Genomic DNA, 19,193 nt, shown 5'->3' on the forward strand with positions numbered 1-19,193 from the left:
GCCCGGGATTAACCTTCGATTTCTTTAACAGAAACCAGGTGATTTACTTTCTTGATCATTCCGCGAATTGCAGCATTGTCGCTTTGAACCACGGAATGGTTGATTTTGCGAAGTCCGAGTGTTTTCACGGTTGCACGCTGATCCTCTGGACGACCAATCACGCTGCGTACGAGGGTGATTTCAAGTTTAGCCATGAGATTCCCTCCTTAACCCAACAGCTCTTCGACGGATTTGCCGCGAAGCTTGGCAACATCTTCAACACGCTTCAGGCGGGACAAGCCTTCCAAAGTCGCATTGACCATGTTCATGGAGTTCGAAGAACCTAGAGATTTTGTCAAAATGTCGCCTACGCCAGCCAGCTCGAGTACTGCACGAACCGGTCCGCCAGCGATAACCCCAGTACCTTCAGATGCCGGCTTCAACAATACGCGGCCTGCTCCGAAGTGTCCTGTTACGAGGTGAGGAATAGTGGTTCCAACAAGTGGAATGTGAATCAGGTTTTTCTTAGCATCTTCAATACCTTTGCGGATTGCATCCGGTACTTCGCCTGCTTTACCGATACCTGCTCCTACCCAACCTTTGCCATCACCGACAACTACCAGTGCGCTAAAGCTAAAGCGACGTCCGCCTTTTACAACTTTAGCAACGCGGTTAATGTTTACTACTCTTTCAGTCAGTTCTAAAGTGTTAGGATCTACACGCAAGTCGTTTACCTCCTTTTGAAAATATCTTAGAATTCAAGGCCTGCCTCGCGAGCTGCCTCTGCAAGTGCTTGAATACGTCCATGGTACAAATATCCACCACGATCGAATACGATCGATTTATAACCTTTGTCTGCAGCACGTTTTGCAACGAGTTCGCCGACTTTACGAGCGGATTCAACGCTTCCGCCGTTCTTGATGTCGCTAACCAGTTCTTTGTCCAGCGTAGAAGCTGATGCCAAAGTCACGCCAGCCACGTCGTCGATCAATTGAGCATAGATGTGTTTCGAAGAACGGAACACGTTCAGACGTGGACGTTCTGCAGTGCCTTGGATTTTCTTACGGACACGCAGGTGTCTTTTCAGACGAGCTTTGTTCTTGTCTTGTTTCGTGATCATGCTTCCATTTCCTCCCTTCAGTTTTGCCTTAAGAGCTTCACTTTTAGACGCATCGGGTAAGTATGGGAGAAGAGGCAAGTTATCAACCAGGCAGATCCCCAGTTATCTAACCTTACTTCTTCTTACCAGCTTTACCTTCCTTACGGATAATGCGTTCACCTTCGTATTTAATCCCTTTACCTTTGTAAGGCTCAGGCTCACGTACGGAACGAATCTTAGCAGCGTATGCACCTACGCGCTCTTTATCGATACCGCGAACCGTGATTTTCGTGTTAGCCGGTACGTCGAATTCAATACCTGGCTCCGGTGTAATTTCAACTGGGTGGGAGTAACCCACGTTCAGAACGATTTTATCTCCGGATTTGCTTGCACGGTATCCGACACCAACCAACTCAAGGTTTTTCGAGAATCCTTCAGTTACACCGTTGACCATATTCGAGACAACGCTGCGGGTCGTGCCGTGAAGAGAGCGATGTGTTTTGTTGTCGGAAGGACGAACAACATTGATCTCGTTGTTTTCTACTGTAATTTGCATGTCTTTATGCAATTCACGAGTCAAGGTACCTTTAGGTCCTTTTACAGTGATTACAGCGTTATCCAGTGTGACTTCCACACCGTTAGGAATAGCAATTGGTTTACGACCAATACGGGACATTCATTACACCTCCTATCTTGTGACGTTGATTACCATACGTAGCAGAGAACTTCTCCGCCAGCTTTGGATTGACGAGCTTCTTTGTCGGTCATAACTCCCTTAGACGTGGAGATGATCGCAATACCCAAACCACCAAGTACGCGAGGTACTTCGTTGCTTTTCGTGTAAACGCGAAGACCTGGTTTGCTGATTCTTTTCAGACCTGTGATTACGCGCTCGTTGTTGGAACCATATTTCAGGAATACACGAATGATCCCTTGTTTATTGTCTTCCACAAACTCTGCATCACGGATGAAGCCTTCACGCTTCAAGATGTCAGCGATTTGTTTTTTAATCGTCGAAGCAGGCATTTCTACTGTTTCGTGGCGAACCGTGTTCGCGTTACGAATACGAGTTAGCATATCTGCAATTGGATCGGACATAGTCATGTAGGATAAACCTCCTTCCCGTTTATAAACTTCTTACCAGCTTGCTTTTTTCACGCCAGGAATCTGGCCTTTATAAGCTAATTCACGGAAACAAATTCTGCAAATTTTAAACTTCTGCAGTACCGAATGTGGGCGACCACAACGTTCACAACGGGTATATGCCCGTACTTTGAATTTCGGTGTACGTTGTTGTTTAACTTTCATCGAAGTTTTTGCCACTTAGCCTGACACCTCCTAAATAGTTTCGGAGAAAAGGACAACCGTCTTATTTCGCGAAAGGCATGCCCAGTTGAGCAAGCAGTTCACGGGATTCTTCGTCGGTTTTGGCAGTCGTTACGATAACGATGTCCATACCGCGAACCTTATCCACTTTGTCATACTCAATTTCAGGGAAAATGAGCTGCTCTTTCAGACCGAGCGTATAGTTACCGCGTCCGTCAAATGCTTTGGTGGACACGCCTTGGAAGTCACGTACACGTGGGAGTGTAACGTTGAACAGCTTGTCGAGGAAGTAGTACATACGCTCACCGCGCAGCGTTACCTTCACACCGATTGGCATGTTCTCACGCAGTTTGAATCCCGCGATGGATTTCTTTGCACGGGTGATAACCGGTTTTTGACCAGCAATCAGCTGCATGTCGTTCACAGCGGAATCAAGCACTTTCGAGTTGGCTACAGCGTCACCCACACCCATGTTGATGACAACCTTCTCGATTTTTGGTACCTGCATTACTGTTTTATAGCTAAACTTCTGCATCAGAGCAGGAGTTACTTCGTTCAAAAAACGCTCTTTCATTCTTGCTGCCATGATTCAAGGACCTCCTTTCTAAACCGTCTTATTTATCGATAACTTCTCCGGATCTTTTAGCTACGCGAACTTTTTTACCGTTGTCCAGTACTTTGTAACCGATACGAGTTACTTTTCCGCTCTTCGGATCAACGTGCATAACGTTCGATACATGGATCGGAGCTTCCTTCTCGATGATACCGCCTTGTGGGTTCATTTGGTTTGGCTTCTGGTGTTTCTTGATCATGTTCACACCTTCAACCAAAACACGATTTTCACGAGGGTACGCTGCGATGACACGGCCTTTTTTGCCTTTGTCTTTACCGCTGATGACGATAACTGTATCATCTTTTTTCACGTGCAGTTTGTTGCTATGGGATTCCAGAACTTTTTTCACTTTAGGCATTCGTTACACCTCCTATGACTAGCCAGTTCAACTATTTATCGGGTTCCCGAAAAGTTACGTCACTTTTTGGGGTGTTATTAGATTACTTCCGGAGCCAAGGAAACGATTTTCATGTAGTCTCTTTCGCGAAGTTCGCGAGCAACTGGTCCGAAAATACGAGTTCCGCGTGGGCTTCTGTCGTCTTTAACAACAACAGCTGCATTCTCGTCAAATGAGATGTAAGATCCGTCTTTACGACGTACAGAACGCTTCGTACGAACGACTACCGCTCTTACCACATCACCCTTTTTGACAACGCCGCCTGGTGTTGCTTGTTTGACGGAACATACGATCAAATCACCGATTTGAGCTGTACGACGACCAGTACCACCCAATACGCGGATACACATCAGTTCCTTCGCACCGGAGTTGTCAGCAACAGCTAAACGTGTAAATGGTTGAATCATTTAAATTTCCTCCTTCCATCAAAAACTGATCATATCTTAGATGATAACCGCTTTTTCAACCACTTCTACCAGTCTCCAGCGCTTGTCTTTGGAGAGAGGGCGAGTTTCCATGATTTTAACGGTATCTCCGATTTGAGCTTGATTGTTCTCATCATGCGCTTTAAATTTTTTCGTGTATTTAATGCGTTTGTGATACAAGTCATGCTTCTTATAAGTTTCAACAGCTACAACAATGGTTTTATCCATTTTATCGCTGACAACTTTACCGATTTGCACTTTACGAGCATTGCGTTCTTCGCTCATTTGTTAGCCTCCTTCCTGAATACAGAACATGACGTTCCATTTCATTAACTAATCCCAAGTTCTCTTTCACGGATAACGGTTTTAGCACGAGCTATTTCTTTGCGAACGTCACGGATCCGAGTCGGGTTATCAAGCTGGCCAGTGGCCAATTGAAAACGGAGGTTAAAGAGTTCCTCTTTAAATCCGGCGATTTTTTGCTCGATTTCTGCAGTGGTTAAGTTGCGCAGTTCATTAGCTTTCATTTGCTTCACCACCCACTTCTTCTCGTTTCACAAACTTCGTTTTTACAGGCAGCTTGTGAGCGGCGAGACGCATCGCTTCGCGGGCGATTTCCTCGGACACGCCTCCAAGTTCAAACATGATCTTGCCTGGTTTTACAACGGCAACCCATTTCTCAACGTTACCTTTACCGCTACCCATCCGCACTTCGAGAGGCTTTTGAGTAATCGGCTTATCTGGGAAAATCTTAATCCATACTTTACCGCCACGACGGATGTAACGAGTCATCGCGATACGAGCAGCTTCGATCTGACGGTTCGTGATCCAGCCTGGTTCTGTAGCTTGCAGACCGAATTCGCCGAAGTTCAGTTCAGTACCGCCTTTCGCTTGGCCTCTCATATGGCCGCGCTGTTGTTTGCGGTGTTTTACACGTTTTGGTACCAACATGATTAGTTGCCTCCTTCCTGAGCAGCTTGTTTCTTAGCCGTAGGAAGAACCTCTCCACGATAGATCCATACTTTCACGCCGATACGGCCGTAAGTCGTATGCGCTTCTGCTGTACCATAGTCGATGTCTGCACGAAGCGTATGAAGTGGAACAGTTCCTTCACTGTAGCCTTCCGTACGAGCAATCTCGGCTCCGCCAAGACGTCCGCTGACCGATGTTTTAATCCCTTTCGCTCCAGAGCGCATAGTTCTTTGAATCGCTTGTTTCAGTGCACGACGGAAAGATACACGACGTTCCAGCTGTTGTGCAATGCTTTCAGCAACAAGAATTGCGTCCAGTTCAGGGTTTTTGATTTCAGAAATGTTGATATGAACTTTTTTACCGCCGGCAATTTTAGTCACTTGTCCGCGCAGTACTTCTACTTCGGAACCACCTTTACCGATAACCATACCTGGCTTCGCAGTGTGGATCGTCACGTTCACACGATTAGCCGCTCTCTCGATTTCGATACGGGATACAGCGGAGTCTTTCAATTTATTTTTCAGGTATTCACGGATTTTCACGTCTTCCAGCAAAAGATCACCGAAATCTTTGCCTGCATACCATTTGGATTCCCAATCACGGATAATACCGATACGGAGTCCTACTGGATTTACCTTTTGGCCCACACGTTTTCCCTCCTTATTTTTCAGCTACCACCAAAGTAATGTGGCTGGTGCGTTTATTGATCCGGCTTGCACGTCCCATCGCACGAGGGCGGAAACGTTTCATAGTCGGTCCCTGGTTGACATAAGCTTGCGTCACAACCAATTTAGTTACATCCAAAGAGTAGTTATGCTCAGCGTTTGCGATAGCCGAGTTCAAAAGCTTCTCAACAACCGGAGATGCAGCTTTCGGAGTGTGACGAAGAATTGCGATCGCTTCGCCGACTTGCTTACCGCGGATCAAGTCAACAACGAGTTGAGCTTTACGAGGAGCAATACGAATCGATCTAGCATGTGCTTTTGCTTCCATATGTTTAACCTCCTCTCAAACAAAGAGCTTCGTTAATTATCTTCTTGTTTTCTTATCGTCTTCATGACCTTTGTAAGTACGGGTTGGAGCGAACTCACCCAACTTATGTCCTACCATGTCCTCAGTTACATATACAGGTACATGTTTACGGCCATCGTATACACCGAACGTGTGACCGATAAATTGCGGGAAAATAGTGGAGCGGCGGGACCAGGTTTTGATCACAGCCTTTTTGCTTGCGGCGTTCATATCCTCCACTTTTTTGAGCAGATATCCGTCAATAAAAGGTCCTTTTTTCAAACTACGGCTCATATTGAAATCCTCCCTTCATCAAATTGTCTCGTTACCTTCGGGCCTGACACGAAGTTATGCACTTAAGCGCGCATTACTTCGTGCGGCGGCGAACGATATATTTGTCAGAAGCTTTACCTTTTTTACGAGTCTTGGCACCAAGGGTTGGTTTACCCCATGGAGACATAGGAGACTTACGTCCGATTGGAGCGCGGCCTTCACCACCACCGTGAGGGTGATCGTTAGGGTTCATGACGACACCGCGTACTTCAGGACGTTGTCCGAGCCAGCGGCTGCGGCCTGCTTTACCGATTTTGATCAACTCATGGTCTTGGTTACCCACAGAACCGATGGTTGCACGGCAAACTTTCAGGATGCGGCGAACTTCACCGGAAGAAAGACGAACCGTTACGTACTTGTCTTCTTTACCGAGAAGTTGAGCTTCCGTACCAGCAGCACGAACCAATTGTCCGCCTTTGCCTGGTTTCAATTCGATGTTGTGGATAACTGTGCCTACTGGAATGTTTTCCAGAGGAAGCGCGTTACCGATCTTGATGTCAGCACCTACTCCAGATACTACTTGGTCTCCAACTTTCAGACCTTTAGGAGCGATGATATAACGCTTTTCACCATCTACATAGTGAATCAGAGCGATGTTGGAAGTACGGTTCGGGTCGTATTCGATTGTAGCAACGCGACCTGGAATGCCGTCTTTATTCCGTTTGAAGTCGATGATACGGTATTTACGTTTGTGTCCGCCGCCATGGTGACGAACCGTAATTTTACCTTGGTTGTTGCGGCCAGCTGTTTTGCTCAGTGGAGCCAGCAACGATTTCTCCGGCTGATTCGTGGTGATCTCTTCGAAAGTCGACACGGACATGTTGCGTCGAGCCGGGGATGTCGGTTTATACTTTTTAATAGGCACTGAATTTTCCCTCCTTACTTAAGAAATTCTTATTCAACCGATTCAAAGAACTCGAGCGGTTTGCTGTCTGGTGCCAAAGTCACGATTGCCTTTTTCCATTCGGTTGTGTAACCGGAATAACGGCCGTAACGTTTTGGTTTAGCAGGGACACGCATCGTATTCACGTTCGATACTTTTACTTTAAAAATAGATTCGACAGCTTGCTTGATCTCGGTCTTGTTAGCACGGATATCCACTTCAAAAGCATATTTCAGCTCTGCCATGTAGTCAGCCGTACGTTCCGTGATCACCGGGCGCTTGATTATATCGCGTGGGTCTTTCATTACGCGAGCACCTCCTCTACCTTCTGAACTGCTTCCTTCGTAATGATCAGTTGATCGTACGACAGTACGTCAAGAACATTAATGCCGTCAGCCGCTACGAATTTCACACCAGGAATATTGCGTGCGGAAAGGGCTACATTATCATCATAGCTTGGAGCAACGATCAGAGCTTTACGGCCTACTTTCAGGTTGCTAAGGATGTTAGCAAACTCTTTCGTTTTCGGCGTGTTCAGCGTCAGTTGATCCAATACGATAATTGCGTTGTCAATCACTTTGGAAGACAAAGCGGATTTGATAGCCAAACGACGAACTTTCTTAGGAAGTTTAAACGTGTAGCTGCGCGGAGTCGGTCCAAATACCACGCCGCCGCCTTTCCATTGTGGAGAACGGATCGAACCTTGACGAGCACGGCCGGTACCTTTTTGTTTCCAAGGCTTACGTCCGCCGCCGCGTACTTCAGAACGTCCTTTTACTTTGTGGGTACCACGACGAAGGGAAGCGCGCTGCAGCAATACTGCGCTGTGCAGCACGTGAGCGTTCGGCTCGATGCCGAATACAGCTTCATTCAATTCTACTTCGCCAACCTGGCTACCGCTGACATTATAAAGTGCTACTTTAGGCATTGTTTGTTCCTCCTTTCTTTAGGCGATTATTTCTTCACCGTTTCTTTGATTTGAACGAAACCTTTTTTAGGTCCAGGAATGGAGCCTTTAACAAGGATTACGTTACGCTCTGCGTCGACTTTAACAACTTCGAGCTTTTGGATCGTAACTGTCTCATTGCCCATGTGACCTGGCAGACGCTTTCCTTTAGGAACACGGTTTGCCTGGATCGAACCCATGGAACCTGGTCTACGGTGATAACGGGAACCGTGAGACATTGGTCCGCGGCTTTGGCCCCAACGCTTGATTACGCCTTGGAATCCTTTACCTTTGGAAATACCCGTTACGTCAACAAATTCGCCTTCTGCGAAGACATCAGCCTTCAGCTCTTGTCCAACCTCGACACTCGCGAGGTCAACACCGCGAATTTCGCGAACGTAGCGCTTAGGCGCAGTGTTTGCTTTTTTCGCATGGCCTGCTTCTGGTTTGTTAGATCTGTTCTCTTTCTTATCGGAGAAACCAACTTGGATCGCTTCGTATCCGTCGTTTTCCAGATCTTTCTTTTGAAGAACAACACAAGGACCTGCTTCGATAACCGTTACAGGAATTACAACACCCTCAGGGGTAAATACTTGAGTCATTCCGAGCTTTCTACCTAAGATACCTTTCATGTTGACACCTCTTTTCTCTTCTCTAATTCGTTATGCAATGCTTACAGTTTGATTTCGATATCTACACCGGACGGCAGGTCCAAGCGCATCAAGGCATCCACAGTTTGTGGAGTCGGGTTCACGATGTCGATCAAGCGTTTATGTGTACGCATTTCGAACTGTTCCCGAGAATCCTTATACTTGTGCACCGCACGGAGAATGGTAATTACTTGTTTCTCAGTTGGAAGCGGGATCGGACCGGATACACCAGCACCCGAACGTTTTGCTGTCTCAACAATTTTCTCAGCGGATTGATCAAGAACTCTGTGGTCGTATGCTTTCAAGCGAATACGAATTTTTTGCTTTGCCATTTTATTCCCTCCTTCTATCGCCCAATTTGGTATCGGACATACTCCGTGAAAATTTTCCAACCACCCACCTCATGGCAAAGGGGCCGGGTGTGTCGGTAACCTCTCACATCATCGCAACGTCGCAGAACAACATTCACTATTATATATAAAAGATAGGCGCAATGCAAGCACTAATTCATAATTGATATGTATTTACATTCGCTCCGTGCTTTCCTTAAAATTTTCGGCAGAAACCGCAGTTTTGGACGTCGCTTCCCGGATGCTTCCGATCGTCATGGAGAGCTGCTTCATTTCTTTCTCCGCCTCATCATTCGATCCGCACTGGACTGTACGGACATCAGAATGCTGGAGAACCGCTTGCTGGATTCCTCAGATTGTCTCTTCCCTTGCTTCGTTAGCTGCTGCAGCTGATTAATAGATTCTACCACTTCCGCCGTGATGGATCTCGACTTGGATACGATACCGGCAATTCGGTTCACGGTCGCCCTCGTGTCCTCCGACAGGCGGCTTACCTCTTGAGCTACAACGGCAAAACCTTTACCATGCTCTCCGGTGGCATTTAAGGAAAGCAGTTTGATCTGGTAGGCTATTTCCTGAACACTCACCGCTATAACAGAAATCTGCTTGGAGGATTCCTGAAGTTCTTGCACCGCCTGCTGCATCCCGACCGCGCTTTGATCGATCGCATTCATCTGGTCCTCCAACTCTGCTATGTTTGCTTCACCGGCCCTTGCATCCGATATCGAGCACTGCGTTATCGTTGAAGTGCGTCCGCCAACAAAAGAAGCAATGTTCTGTTTCAGCTCTTTTCTTCCCCTCTCATACTGGACCTGCTTCTCACTTACATTTTCTCTCTCGTAAGCTTCCAGCACAAGCTGCTGCTCCAGGTTAAGCAACTTGGTTATCGTCGACACTAGCCGTATTTGTTGTTCTTCTCCTATAACCTATCTATAGATCATCTTGAAAAATTCGTTCTGTAAGTTCTGGAAAGCGGACAAGCACCATTTAAGCTCAAGCCCCACGCGCTTATGCACCTCGGCAATGCGCAGCCTTTTAGCCACATAAGCTTCATTGATGTCTCCATTCCATATTTCGAGGAGATGATCACGCCAGACTGATAAAATGCTTCTGTTATCTCCTCGAGCCTCTCCTCCATTTGCGGACGGAGCTGCCTCTCAAAAGTTGAAGATCTCCATCGGTAATGCCAATCATCCGCATTTGATCATTCAGCTCGCCCAATGGTTCTTGATACACATAACAGGCCTCTTCTGATTTGCGCTACTGCAGGCTGAACTTCATCTTCCAAACTCCTCTTCATCATTGCAAACGGACATATCATACAAGACTATGATCTCCATTCTATATATGTAGATATCTTCTAATTCCTTAATTGACTTCAATCAAAGATTGTAATCACATTGGAAGCAAATAAATAGAATAAATCCTTGAATATATGGCATATTCTGTACAGTAAGCTTGACTAAGCTTAGTTTGGAGGTAGAGATCACAGGGGTATCACGGCAAATAGAAAAAGAGCCCGATCCAAGGGATCAGACTCTTTTATCAGGACATCACATTGTTGCTCGTTACAATACACTGTTGCTATATGCAAGGCTGTTCGAAGCCTTAATTATTTAATGATGGTAGCAACGGAGCCAGCACCTACGGTACGGCCGCCTTCACGAATGGAGAACTTAGTTCCTTCTTCGATCGCGATTGGGCTGATCAGGTTAACCGTAACGGTGATGTTATCACCAGGCATAACCATTTCAGAACCTTCTGGCAAGTTGATCACGCCAGTTACGTCCGTAGTACGGAAGTAGAACTGTGGACGGTAGCCAGTGAAGAAAGGCTTATGACGTCCGCCTTCTTCTTTGCTCAGTACGTATACTTGAGCTGTGAACTCAGTGTGTGGTTTAACGGAAGCAGGCTTAGCAAGTACTTGACCGCGCTCGATTTGAGTACGCTCAACACCACGAAGCAATGCACCGATGTTGTCACCAGCTTGTGCGGAATCCAGCAATTTACGGAACATTTCAACGCCCGTAACAACGGATTTCTTAGTTTCTTCAGCGATACCCACGATTTCGATCTCGTCACCAACTTTGATCGTACCACGCTCTACACGACCTGTAGCAACGGTACCACGACCAGTGATGGAGAATACGTCCTCGACAGGCATCAAGAAAGGCTTGTCAGTGTCGCGCTCAGGCAATGGGATGTACTCGTCGATTGTTTTGAACATTTCAACGATTTTTTGTGCCCATTCGCCATCTGGGTTTTGCAGAGCTTCACGAGCGGAACCACGAGTGATCGGAGTGTCGTCGCCTGGGAAGTCGTACTCGCTCAGAAGGTCGCGAACTTCCATTTCAACCAATTCCAAGAGCTCTTCGTCTTCAACCATGTCGCATTTGTTCAAGAATACAACGATGTAAGGAACGCCTACTTGGCGGGACAACAGGATGTGCTCGCGAGTTTGCGGCATTGGGCCGTCAGCTGCGGATACAACCAGGATCGCTCCGTCCATTTGAGCAGCACCAGTGATCATGTTTTTAACATAGTCGGCGTGACCTGGGCAGTCAACGTGTGCATAGTGACGAGTATCAGTTTCGTATTCAACGTGAGCAGTGGAGATTGTGATACCGCGCTCGCGCTCTTCTGGAGCTTTGTCGATTTGGTCGAATGCTACAGCAGCACCACCGTAAGTTTTGGACAATACAGTTGTGATTGCAGCAGTCAAAGTTGTTTTACCATGGTCAACGTGACCGATAGTACCGATGTTAACATGGGGTTTCGTACGTTCGTATTTAGCCTTTGCCATTTGAACAATTCCTCCTTAAGGGGATTATATATGTTGGGCCGGAAGCGGAGTTAACGGGATGATGCTCCCGCCTCCTATCCAGCAGGTAAAACGTTATTACTCTCCGCCTTTGATCTTGGACACAATTTCATCTGAGATGTTCTTAGGAACTTCTTCGTAGTGGGAGAGTTCCATGGAGAACACGCCGCGTCCTTGCGTACCGGAGCGAAGGGTAGTGGAGTAACCGAACATTTCGGAAAGAGGCACTTTCGCACGGATAATTTGAGTGCCGCCACGGGAGTCCATACCTTCGATACGTCCACGGCGGGAGTTCAGCATACCCATTACGTCGCCCATGTATTCCTCAGGCACGGTAACTTCAACTTTCATGATTGGCTCGAGCAGGACAGGCTTACACTTGTCTTTAGCTGCTTTCAGAGCCATGGAACCGGCGATTTTAAACGCCATTTCATTGGAGTCAACATCATGGTACGAACCGTCGACGATGGTTGCTTTAACGTCAACAAGCGGGAAGCCGGCAAGTACACCGTTCTTCATTTGCTCTTCAATACCTTGTTGTGCAGGACCAATGTATTCTCTTGGTACAGAACCACCGACAACCTTGCTGTCGAATTGGTTACCGCTACCTGGTTCCAGAGGTTCGAACTCAACCCATACGTGACCGTATTGACCACGACCACCGGACTGACGAACGAATTTACCTTCAACGCGAGCTGGCGCACGGAATGTTTCGCGGTAAGCTACCTGTGGTTTACCCACGTTGGTTTCTACCTTGAACTCACGACGCATACGGTCAATGATGATGTCCAAGTGAAGCTCACCCATACCTGCCAAGATGGTTTGGCCAGTTTCTTCATCGGTATGCGCACGAAGAGTTGGGTCCTCTTCCGTCAACTTACCGAGAGCCACGCCCATTTTATCTTGGTCAGCTTTTGTTTTAGGCTCAACTGCGATTTCGATAACCGGATCAGGGAAGTTCATGGACTCCAGGATAACCGGATTTTTCTCATCACATAGTGTATCACCTGTGCCCGTATCTTTCAAACCTACGGCAGCTGCGATATCTCCGGCGAATACTTCGGAAATTTCTTGACGGCTGTTCGCATGCATTTGAAGGATACGACCAATGCGCTCGCGCTTGCCTTTTGTTGCATTCAGTACGTAAGAACCGGATTGCAGTACACCGGAGTATACGCGGAAGAATGTCAGCTTACCAACGTAAGGGTCGGTTGCGATTTTGAATGCCAAAGCCGAGAACGGCTCTTCATCGGAAGAATGCCGAATAGCTTCAGTTCCGTCTTCAAGGGTACCCTTGATGTCTGGAACGTCAGTTGGAGCCGGCAAATAATCGATTACGGCATCAAGCATCAACTGAACGCCTTTGTTACGGTAAGAAGATCCACAGATAACCGGGAAGATCTTAACTTCGACAACACCTTTACGCAGAGCAGCTTTCAACTCAGCGATGGTGATTTCTTCACCTTCAAGATATTTCATTGTCAAGTCTTCGTCAAGTTCTGCTACCTTCTCAACCAACTCGTTTCGAAGCTCTTCCACTTGATCCTTGAATTCTGCTGGAATTTCGGTTTCTTCGATATTTTGCCCGAGGTCATCCTTATACATATAAGCTTTTTCCTCGATAATATCGATGATGCCAATGAAATCATTCTCTGCACCGATCGGAAGCTGAATTGCTACCGCGTTCGCTTGCAGACGCTCTCTCATATCTTTAACTACGTTCAAGTAGTCGGCACCGATAATATCCATTTTGTTTACGTATGCGATCCGCGGAACTCCGTAACGGTCTGCTTGTCTCCAAACAGTCTCCGACTGAGGTTCAACGCCCTCTTTCGCACTGAATACACCTACTGCCCCATCCAATACACGAAGGGAACGTTCAACTTCTACTGTGAAGTCAACGTGCCCCGGGGTGTCGATAATATTAACGCGATGACCCTTCCAAGAAGCGGTAGTCGCAGCGGACGTAATCGTGATACCGCGCTCCTGCTCCTGTTCCATCCAGTCCATTGTAGCTGCACCCTCGTGAACTTCCCCGATTTTGTGCGTACGGCCTGTATAGAACAAAATCCGCTCTGTAGTGGTCGTTTTACCAGCGTCAATATGCGCCATGATCCCGATATTACGTGTATTTTTCAAGGAGAACTCTCTTGTCGCCATGCGAATAGTCTCCCTTCAAAATTTGAAGTATAAATTAGTTGCTGAATCCTACCAGCGGTAGTGAGCAAACGCTTTGTTCGCTTCAGCCATTTTGTGCGTGTCTTCGCGTTTCTTAACGGAAGCGCCTGTGTTGTTGGAAGCGTCGATGATCTCAGCCGCCAAACGCTCTTCCATCGTCTTCTCACCGCGGTTGCGGGAGTAGTTTACGAGCCAACGTAATCCAAGGGATGTACGTCTCTCTGGTTTAACTTCGATCGGAACCTGGTAGTTAGCACCGCCGACACGACGAGCTTTAACTTCCAATACTGGCATGATGTTCTTGATAGCTGCTTCAAACACTTCCATCGGATCATTACCAGTACGTTCCTTGATGATGTTGAACGAATTGTAAAGGATGCTTTGAGCAACACCTCTTTTACCATCCAACATGATGCGGTTGATCAGACGAGTTACCAGTTTGCTGTTATACACCGGATCTGGCAGCACGTCTCTTTTAGTTACTGGACCTTTGCGTGGCATGGATATCCCCCTTTCTTCAGTCATGAGTCATGTTAAGAAAACATGAGCATCAATTAGCTTTTTGCTTTAGGACGCTTCGTGCCGTATTTGGAACGAGCTTGCATCCGGTTGTTAACACCAGCGGTATCAAGTGCGCCGCGAACGATATGGTAACGTACACCCGGAAGGTCTTTTACCCGTCCACCGCGAACCAATACAACACTGTGCTCTTGCAGGTTATGTCCGATACCCGGAATGTAAGCCGTCACCTCAATGCGGTTCGTCAAGCGAACACGAGCATATTTACGAAGTGCGGAGTTCGGTTTTTTCGGCGTCATCGTGCCTACACGAGTGCATACACCGCGTTTTTGCGGAGCGCTCAAGTCGGTCTCCTCACGTTTCAAAGCGTTAAAACCTTTTTGAAGAGCTGGAGATTTCGATTTGTAAACTTTAGCTTGACGGCCCTTGCGAACCAGTTGGTTAATTGTTGGCATGCTAGCCACCCCCTTCCCGTATTTATCATTCGATTACGAACTCGTTTAAGTCCACAGACCCAGGCGGTTCATAAAAGAACAAATGAAAAGTTTTTGCCGAGAGAAGTAACGCCTTCTCCAACAAAAACGATTTCTCCAATCATGATTTCAAGACAGCTACCATAGCTGCACCGACTTCAATACCGCATGCTTCTCCAAGCTCTGTCATCGTGGGTACATAGTTGATATGCACGCCATTCTTATCACACTCGGATACGACTTTTGAAATCAAACGCTGGTCGCAATCTTCAGCCACATAAACCTCAGCGGCCAGGCCAGATTCAACGGCCTTCATCGTTTGTTTGGTGCCAATCTTGATGTGTGCATCCTGTAATCCTTTATCATTAGACACAAGTCATTCCTCCAAAAGAACAGGGAACAAAGAAACTATTCACGCACCTTTGCTATATTAGCATCTGCCCTAAACGATGTCAAGCTATTAAATCAGGAAAAAAGAAACATTGGAACAGGGAGATTCATCGTCTTACGACGCGTCATCTCCCCGTCACCTGTCTCTTAATCTATAGAAGCTGTTTCGAGTTCCTGACTTTCGTCATTCACATCGTCCTGTCCCTCGAACTTCACGCTGCGGTAACGGTTCATACCGGTACCTGCAGGGATCAGCTTACCAATGATAACATTCTCTTTCAGACCAAGCAGCTGATCGACTTTGCCTTTAATGGCTGCATCGGTCAACACGCGAGTCGTCTCCTGGAAGGAGGCTGCTGACAAGAACGAATCGGTTTCGAGAGAAGCCTTCGTAATCCCGAGGAGAACCGGTTTGGCAACCGCAGGTTCTTTCCCGGAAAGAATAGCGTCTTTATTAGCTGTTTCGTATTCATGCATATCCACGAAGGAGCCTGGTAGCAGGTTCGTATCCCCCGCATCCACGATACGGAATTTACGCAGCATCTGTCTGATCATAACTTCAACGTGTTTATCGTTAATTTCTACGCCTTGGTTACGGTATACGCGCTGAACTTCCTGAAGGATGTAGTTCTGCACGCCACGGATACCCTTAATGCGAAGCATTTCCTTTGGATCAATGGAACCATCGGTCAGTTCATCCCCGGCTTCAATGTGCTTGCCTTCGCTTACGCGCAGACGAGAGCCGTAGGTAACCGCGTAAACCTTAGTCTCAGCTTCACCTTGTACTTCGATTTCACGACGGTCCTTCGTTTCACGGATCTCTTTAACCACGCCGTCGATCTCACTAATGGTCGCTTGACCTTTAGGATTACGGGCTTCAAAGAGCTCCTGGATACGCGGAAGACCTTGCGTAATATCATCACCGGCAACGCCGCCTGTGTGGAACGTACGCATCGTGAGCTGCGTTCCCGGTTCGCCGATGGATTGGGCTGCGATAATACCAACCGCTTCACCAATCTCAACATGCTTACCGGTCGCCAGGTTACGACCGTAACATTTTTTGCAGACGCCGTAACGTGCACGGCAGCTCAAGATGGAACGAATTTGAAGCTGCTCGACACCAGCCGCCACGATCTCTTCAGCTTTGTCGGAATCGATCAATTCGTTGCGGTTTACGATGATCTCTTTGGTTTCCGGATGACGGACGGTTTCAAATGCATAACGTCCCTCGATACGGTCATAGAGATCCTCGATTACTTCCTTGCCGTCCTGAATACGGCTAACCATAAAGCCTTTATCCGTGCTGCACTCGTCCTCGCGAACGATGACATCCTGTGCCACGTCGACAAGTCGACGAGTCAAGTAACCGGAGTCAGCGGTACGAAGCGCTGTATCGGCAAGACCTTTACGCGCACCGTGCGTGGACAGGAAGTACTCGAGTACCGTCAGTCCTTCACGGAAGTTCGATTTGATCGGGAGTTCGATGATACGGCCCGACGGGTTCGCCATCAGACCCCGCATGCCACCCAGCTGGGTGATCTGCGATTTGTTACCCCGCGCCTTGGAATCCACCATGAGCATGATGGAGTTAAAGCGATCCATCGACTTCATGAGTACATCCGTAATATCGTCTTTGGTCTTGGACCAAATGTCGATAACGCGGTCATAACGTTCTTCGTTCGTGATCAAGCCACGGCGATACTGGTTGGTTACCACTTTAACCTTCTCGTCGGACTCTTTCAGGATTTCATTCTTCTCGTCAGGCACGATAACGTCGGATACCGCAACGGTTACGCCTGCACGGGTAGAGTATGTGAAACCGATCTGCTTGATTTTATCCAAAATCACAGAGGTTTCCGTTGTATGGTACGTTTCGAAACAGCGTGCAATGATGGAACCCAGGTATTCCTTGCCAACAGCTCCGCTGACCGGCAGTTCCTGAATTACTTTTTGAATATCTGCACCCTTCTCGTATACGAAATACTTTTCAGGCGTGCCTTGCAGCAGGTTCGTACGAGTCGCTTCATTGATGTACGGGAAGCTGGCAGGGAAAATCTCGTTAAAGATAATCCGGCCGATCGTCGTAATCAAAATCGCATCCTGCTGTTTGTCGGTGAAGCTGGTTTTGCCAAGGGCTTTAACCGGAATCGCTACGCGTGCATGCAGACCTGCTGCTTCACGCTGATAAGCGGAGACCGCTTCGTTCACGCTGCCCAGAATCATGCCGGTACCTTTCTCTTCCTTGTTATCCATCGTCAGATAGAAGGAACCCAGTACCATATCCTGAGACGGCGTAACAACCGGCTTACCGTCTTTCGGGTTCAAAATGTTGCCCGATGCCAACATCAACAGACGCGCTTCAGCTTGAGCTTCAGCGGACAAAGGAACGTGAACCGCCATTTGGTCACCGTCAAAGTCAGCGTTATACGCTGTACATACGAGCGGGTGGAGACGGATCGCATGGCCCTCAACCAGAATCGGCTCAAATGCTTGGATACCGAGTCTGTGAAGCGTCGGTGCACGGTTCAGAAGAACCGGATGCTCTTTAATAACCTCTTCGAGCACATCCCATACTTCTGGACTTACACGTTCTACTTTGCGTTTCGCACTCTTGATATTATGTGCCAGGCCTTTGTTCACCAGTTCTTTCATTACGAACGGCTTGAAGAGCTCAAGCGCCATTTTCTTAGGCAGACCGCATTGGTACATTTTCAGGTAAGGACCTACGACGATAACGGAACGACCAGAGTAGTCAACCCGTTTACCGAGCAAGTTCTGACGGAAACGTCCTTGTTTACCCTTCAGCATGTGGCTGAGGGATTTAAGCGGACGGTTACCAGGACCTGTGACCGGACGACCGCGGCGGCCGTTGTCAATCAGTGCATCGACAGCTTCCTGCAGCATGCGCTTCTCGTTTTGTACGATAATATCCGGCGCACCGAGATCCAGCAGTCTTTTCAGACGGTTGTTCCGGTTAATAACTCGACGGTACAGATCGTTCAAATCGGAAGTCGCAAAGCGTCCGCCATCAAGTTGAACCATCGGACGAAGCTCCGGCGGAATGACCGGCAGCACATCCATGATCATCCATTCCGGATTGTTGCCGGAATTGCGGAACGCCTCAATCACTTCCAGGCGTTTGATCGCCCGGTTGCGGCGCTGACCTTGTGCAGTGCGCAGTTCTTCCTTAAGGAATTCAAGCTCTTTCTCAATATCAATGTCTTGAAGAAGTTTCTTGACCGCTTCAGCACCCATGCCGGCTTGGAAGCCGTAGCCGTACTTCTCACGATAGCTGCGGTATTCCTTCTCGGACAGCAATTGCTTCTTCTCCAGCGGCGTATCTCCTGGATCGGTTACAACATAAGATGCGAAGTAAATGATCTCCTCAAGAGATCTTGGGGACATATCCAGAGCCAGACCCATGCGGCTTGGAATGCCTTTGAAATACCAAATGTGCGATACAGGAGCTGCGAGCTCGATATGGCCCATCCGTTCGCGACGGACTTTGGCGCGCGTGACTTCAACGCCGCAGCGATCGCAGACTACTCCTTTATAACGGACACGCTTATACTTACCGCAATGACATTCCCAGTCCTTCTGAGGACCGAAAATACGCTCGCAGAAGAGGCCTTCTTTCTCCGGCTTCAATGTACGGTAGTTAATCGTTTCCGGCTTCTTCACCTCTCCGCGAGACCAAGAACGGATTTTTTCCGGTGAAGCAAGACCGATTTTCATGTACTCAAAATTGTTAACGTCCAACAAGGAGCAACCCTCCTCAACCTAGTCCTATTTATGTGCTGTACGACCATAACACCACCGCCGACTAAT

The 19,193-nt window shown here is 47.7% G+C and carries 28 protein-coding genes; all 28 read right to left on the minus strand.

Translation table 11 applies throughout. The features are described 5' to 3' along the window. Positions 1-8: 8 nt before the first annotated feature. The 28 genes from rpmD to rpoC all read right to left on the minus strand — a co-directional run bounded on the left by rpmD (position 9) and on the right by rpoC (position 19,127). Positions 9-194 carry a 50S ribosomal protein L30 gene (rpmD, locus tag BMX45_RS29090; RefSeq protein ID WP_006212904.1) on the minus strand — a complete coding sequence of 62 codons (186 nt, stop codon included), beginning with the start codon at positions 192-194 and terminating at the stop codon, positions 9-11. A gap of 12 nt (positions 195-206) precedes the next feature. Next, complete coding sequence (gene rpsE, locus BMX45_RS29095) at positions 207-704, minus strand: 30S ribosomal protein S5 (RefSeq protein WP_009589212.1); 498 nt, start codon at positions 702-704, stop codon at positions 207-209. 26 nt (positions 705-730) lie between these two features. After that, positions 731-1,099 carry a 50S ribosomal protein L18 gene (gene rplR, locus BMX45_RS29100; RefSeq protein WP_090914097.1) on the minus strand — a complete coding sequence of 123 codons (369 nt, stop codon included), beginning with the start codon at positions 1,097-1,099 and terminating at the stop codon, positions 731-733. 112 nt (positions 1,100-1,211) lie between these two features. Then, positions 1,212-1,754, minus strand: a complete 543-nt coding sequence (rplF, locus tag BMX45_RS29105) for a 50S ribosomal protein L6 (RefSeq protein WP_015737622.1) — start codon at positions 1,752-1,754, stop codon at positions 1,212-1,214. A gap of 29 nt (positions 1,755-1,783) precedes the next feature. Next, positions 1,784-2,182, minus strand: coding sequence for a 30S ribosomal protein S8 (rpsH, locus tag BMX45_RS29110; RefSeq protein ID WP_006212908.1), 399 nt, complete (start codon positions 2,180-2,182; stop codon positions 1,784-1,786). A 33-nt stretch (positions 2,183-2,215) separates the two neighbouring features. Next, positions 2,216-2,401 carry a type Z 30S ribosomal protein S14 gene (locus BMX45_RS29115; protein ID WP_013312154.1) on the minus strand — a complete coding sequence of 62 codons (186 nt, stop codon included), beginning with the start codon at positions 2,399-2,401 and terminating at the stop codon, positions 2,216-2,218. A gap of 46 nt (positions 2,402-2,447) precedes the next feature. Then, positions 2,448-2,990, minus strand: coding sequence for a 50S ribosomal protein L5 (gene rplE / locus BMX45_RS29120; RefSeq protein ID WP_007132558.1), 543 nt, complete (start codon positions 2,988-2,990; stop codon positions 2,448-2,450). A 28-nt stretch (positions 2,991-3,018) separates the two neighbouring features. Then, complete coding sequence (rplX, locus tag BMX45_RS29125; RefSeq protein ID WP_006212910.1) at positions 3,019-3,375, minus strand: 50S ribosomal protein L24; 357 nt, start codon at positions 3,373-3,375, stop codon at positions 3,019-3,021. Positions 3,376-3,452: 77 nt separating this feature from the next. After that, positions 3,453-3,821 (minus strand): 50S ribosomal protein L14, encoded by a 369-nt coding sequence (rplN, locus tag BMX45_RS29130; protein ID WP_006212911.1) that lies wholly within the window; start codon positions 3,819-3,821, stop codon positions 3,453-3,455. Positions 3,822-3,857: 36 nt separating this feature from the next. Further along, a complete protein-coding gene (rpsQ, locus tag BMX45_RS29135; RefSeq protein ID WP_009589223.1) occupies positions 3,858-4,124 on the minus strand; it encodes a 30S ribosomal protein S17 in 267 nt (88 codons plus the stop codon). Between the two features lie 44 nt (positions 4,125-4,168). Further along, positions 4,169-4,366: a 50S ribosomal protein L29 gene (rpmC, locus tag BMX45_RS29140; protein ID WP_007132561.1), complete on the minus strand. Its 198-nt coding sequence runs from the start codon at positions 4,364-4,366 to the stop codon at positions 4,169-4,171. Continuing rightward, positions 4,356-4,790: a 50S ribosomal protein L16 gene (rplP, locus tag BMX45_RS29145; RefSeq protein WP_009589221.1), complete on the minus strand. Its 435-nt coding sequence runs from the start codon at positions 4,788-4,790 to the stop codon at positions 4,356-4,358. The genes rpmC and rplP overlap by 11 nt, the downstream gene beginning before the upstream one ends. A 2-nt stretch (positions 4,791-4,792) precedes the next feature. Then, positions 4,793-5,458, minus strand: coding sequence for a 30S ribosomal protein S3 (rpsC, locus tag BMX45_RS29150; RefSeq protein ID WP_006212915.1), 666 nt, complete (start codon positions 5,456-5,458; stop codon positions 4,793-4,795). Between the two features lie 13 nt (positions 5,459-5,471). After that, the gene (gene rplV, locus BMX45_RS29155) at positions 5,472-5,804 is read right to left on the minus strand and encodes a 50S ribosomal protein L22 (RefSeq protein WP_015737624.1); all 333 of its coding nucleotides are present in this window, start codon (positions 5,802-5,804) and stop codon (positions 5,472-5,474) included. Between the two features lie 36 nt (positions 5,805-5,840). Further along, on the minus strand, positions 5,841-6,116 hold the full coding sequence (gene rpsS / locus BMX45_RS29160; RefSeq protein ID WP_006212917.1) for a 30S ribosomal protein S19: 276 nt from the start codon (positions 6,114-6,116) through the stop codon (positions 5,841-5,843). A gap of 73 nt (positions 6,117-6,189) precedes the next feature. Continuing rightward, positions 6,190-7,020, minus strand: coding sequence for a 50S ribosomal protein L2 (rplB, locus tag BMX45_RS29165; protein WP_009589218.1), 831 nt, complete (start codon positions 7,018-7,020; stop codon positions 6,190-6,192). Between the two features lie 29 nt (positions 7,021-7,049). Further along, positions 7,050-7,343: a 50S ribosomal protein L23 gene (rplW, locus tag BMX45_RS29170; protein WP_006212919.1), complete on the minus strand. Its 294-nt coding sequence runs from the start codon at positions 7,341-7,343 to the stop codon at positions 7,050-7,052. Beyond that, on the minus strand, positions 7,343-7,966 hold the full coding sequence (rplD, locus tag BMX45_RS29175; protein ID WP_009589231.1) for a 50S ribosomal protein L4: 624 nt from the start codon (positions 7,964-7,966) through the stop codon (positions 7,343-7,345). The genes rplW and rplD overlap by 1 nt, the downstream gene beginning before the upstream one ends. Before the next feature lie 26 nt (positions 7,967-7,992). Beyond that, complete coding sequence (gene rplC, locus BMX45_RS29180) at positions 7,993-8,616, minus strand: 50S ribosomal protein L3 (protein ID WP_009589211.1); 624 nt, start codon at positions 8,614-8,616, stop codon at positions 7,993-7,995. Positions 8,617-8,657: 41 nt separating this feature from the next. Continuing rightward, on the minus strand, positions 8,658-8,966 hold the full coding sequence (rpsJ, locus tag BMX45_RS29185; protein ID WP_009589214.1) for a 30S ribosomal protein S10: 309 nt from the start codon (positions 8,964-8,966) through the stop codon (positions 8,658-8,660). Between the two features lie 287 nt (positions 8,967-9,253). Next, positions 9,254-9,880 (minus strand): methyl-accepting chemotaxis protein, encoded by a 627-nt coding sequence (locus BMX45_RS29190; protein WP_090914099.1) that lies wholly within the window; start codon positions 9,878-9,880, stop codon positions 9,254-9,256. 30 nt (positions 9,881-9,910) lie between these two features. Further along, positions 9,911-10,090 carry a protoglobin domain-containing protein gene (locus BMX45_RS32310; protein ID WP_090914102.1) on the minus strand — a complete coding sequence of 60 codons (180 nt, stop codon included), beginning with the start codon at positions 10,088-10,090 and terminating at the stop codon, positions 9,911-9,913. 506 nt (positions 10,091-10,596) lie between these two features. Then, positions 10,597-11,787 carry an elongation factor Tu gene (gene tuf / locus BMX45_RS29200; protein ID WP_090914104.1) on the minus strand — a complete coding sequence of 397 codons (1,191 nt, stop codon included), beginning with the start codon at positions 11,785-11,787 and terminating at the stop codon, positions 10,597-10,599. Between the two features lie 96 nt (positions 11,788-11,883). Next, positions 11,884-13,965 carry an elongation factor G gene (gene fusA / locus BMX45_RS29205; RefSeq protein ID WP_090914106.1) on the minus strand — a complete coding sequence of 694 codons (2,082 nt, stop codon included), beginning with the start codon at positions 13,963-13,965 and terminating at the stop codon, positions 11,884-11,886. A gap of 48 nt (positions 13,966-14,013) precedes the next feature. Beyond that, entirely contained in the window at positions 14,014-14,484 is a 471-nt protein-coding gene (rpsG, locus tag BMX45_RS29210; protein WP_006212929.1) for a 30S ribosomal protein S7, read from the minus strand. 53 nt (positions 14,485-14,537) lie between these two features. Continuing rightward, entirely contained in the window at positions 14,538-14,957 is a 420-nt protein-coding gene (gene rpsL / locus BMX45_RS29215; protein WP_006212930.1) for a 30S ribosomal protein S12, read from the minus strand. Between the two features lie 139 nt (positions 14,958-15,096). After that, a complete protein-coding gene (locus tag BMX45_RS29220; RefSeq protein WP_009591977.1) occupies positions 15,097-15,348 on the minus strand; it encodes a ribosomal L7Ae/L30e/S12e/Gadd45 family protein in 252 nt (83 codons plus the stop codon). A 164-nt stretch (positions 15,349-15,512) separates the two neighbouring features. Beyond that, positions 15,513-19,127, minus strand: coding sequence for a DNA-directed RNA polymerase subunit beta' (rpoC, locus tag BMX45_RS29225; RefSeq protein WP_009592004.1), 3,615 nt, complete (start codon positions 19,125-19,127; stop codon positions 15,513-15,515). Between the last annotated feature and the right edge of the window lie 66 nt (positions 19,128-19,193).

Source organism: Paenibacillus sp. cl141a (genome assembly GCF_900109305.1).
GTDB classification, from domain to species: Bacteria; Bacillota; Bacilli; order Paenibacillales; family Paenibacillaceae; genus Paenibacillus_AQ; species Paenibacillus_AQ lautus_A.

What these genes read in the sequence shown, in the direction of transcription:
- rpmD (WP_006212904.1), bottom strand. Translation starts at nt 194, where the DNA reads ATGGCTAAACTTGAAATCACCCTCGTACGCAGCGTGATTGGTCGTCCA.
- rpsG (WP_006212929.1), bottom strand. Translation starts at nt 14,484, where the DNA reads ATGCCACGCAAAGGTCCAGTAACTAAAAGAGACGTGCTGCCAGATCCG.
- rplW (WP_006212919.1), bottom strand. Translation starts at nt 7,343, where the DNA reads ATGAAAGACCCACGCGATATAATCAAGCGCCCGGTGATCACGGAACGT.
- rplR (WP_090914097.1), bottom strand. Translation starts at nt 1,099, where the DNA reads ATGATCACGAAACAAGACAAGAACAAAGCTCGTCTGAAAAGACACCTG.
- rplP (WP_009589221.1), bottom strand. Translation starts at nt 4,790, where the DNA reads ATGTTGGTACCAAAACGTGTAAAACACCGCAAACAACAGCGCGGCCAT.
- fusA (WP_090914106.1), bottom strand. Translation starts at nt 13,965, where the DNA reads ATGGCGACAAGAGAGTTCTCCTTGAAAAATACACGTAATATCGGGATC.
- rplX (WP_006212910.1), bottom strand. Translation starts at nt 3,375, where the DNA reads ATGCCTAAAGTGAAAAAAGTTCTGGAATCCCATAGCAACAAACTGCAC.
- tuf (WP_090914104.1), bottom strand. Translation starts at nt 11,787, where the DNA reads ATGGCAAAGGCTAAATACGAACGTACGAAACCCCATGTTAACATCGGT.
- rplC (WP_009589211.1), bottom strand. Translation starts at nt 8,616, where the DNA reads ATGAAAGGTATCTTAGGTAGAAAGCTCGGAATGACTCAAGTATTTACC.
- rplV (WP_015737624.1), bottom strand. Translation starts at nt 5,804, where the DNA reads ATGGAAGCAAAAGCACATGCTAGATCGATTCGTATTGCTCCTCGTAAA.
- rpsH (WP_006212908.1), bottom strand. Translation starts at nt 2,182, where the DNA reads ATGACTATGTCCGATCCAATTGCAGATATGCTAACTCGTATTCGTAAC.
- rplF (WP_015737622.1), bottom strand. Translation starts at nt 1,754, where the DNA reads ATGTCCCGTATTGGTCGTAAACCAATTGCTATTCCTAACGGTGTGGAA.
- rplN (WP_006212911.1), bottom strand. Translation starts at nt 3,821, where the DNA reads ATGATTCAACCATTTACACGTTTAGCTGTTGCTGACAACTCCGGTGCG.
- rpmC (WP_007132561.1), bottom strand. Translation starts at nt 4,366, where the DNA reads ATGAAAGCTAATGAACTGCGCAACTTAACCACTGCAGAAATCGAGCAA.
- rpsL (WP_006212930.1), bottom strand. Translation starts at nt 14,957, where the DNA reads ATGCCAACAATTAACCAACTGGTTCGCAAGGGCCGTCAAGCTAAAGTT.
- rplD (WP_009589231.1), bottom strand. Translation starts at nt 7,966, where the DNA reads ATGCCTAAAGTAGCACTTTATAATGTCAGCGGTAGCCAGGTTGGCGAA.
- rpsJ (WP_009589214.1), bottom strand. Translation starts at nt 8,966, where the DNA reads ATGGCAAAGCAAAAAATTCGTATTCGCTTGAAAGCATACGACCACAGA.
- rpsS (WP_006212917.1), bottom strand. Translation starts at nt 6,116, where the DNA reads ATGAGCCGTAGTTTGAAAAAAGGACCTTTTATTGACGGATATCTGCTC.
- rplE (WP_007132558.1), bottom strand. Translation starts at nt 2,990, where the DNA reads ATGGCAGCAAGAATGAAAGAGCGTTTTTTGAACGAAGTAACTCCTGCT.
- rpsQ (WP_009589223.1), bottom strand. Translation starts at nt 4,124, where the DNA reads ATGAGCGAAGAACGCAATGCTCGTAAAGTGCAAATCGGTAAAGTTGTC.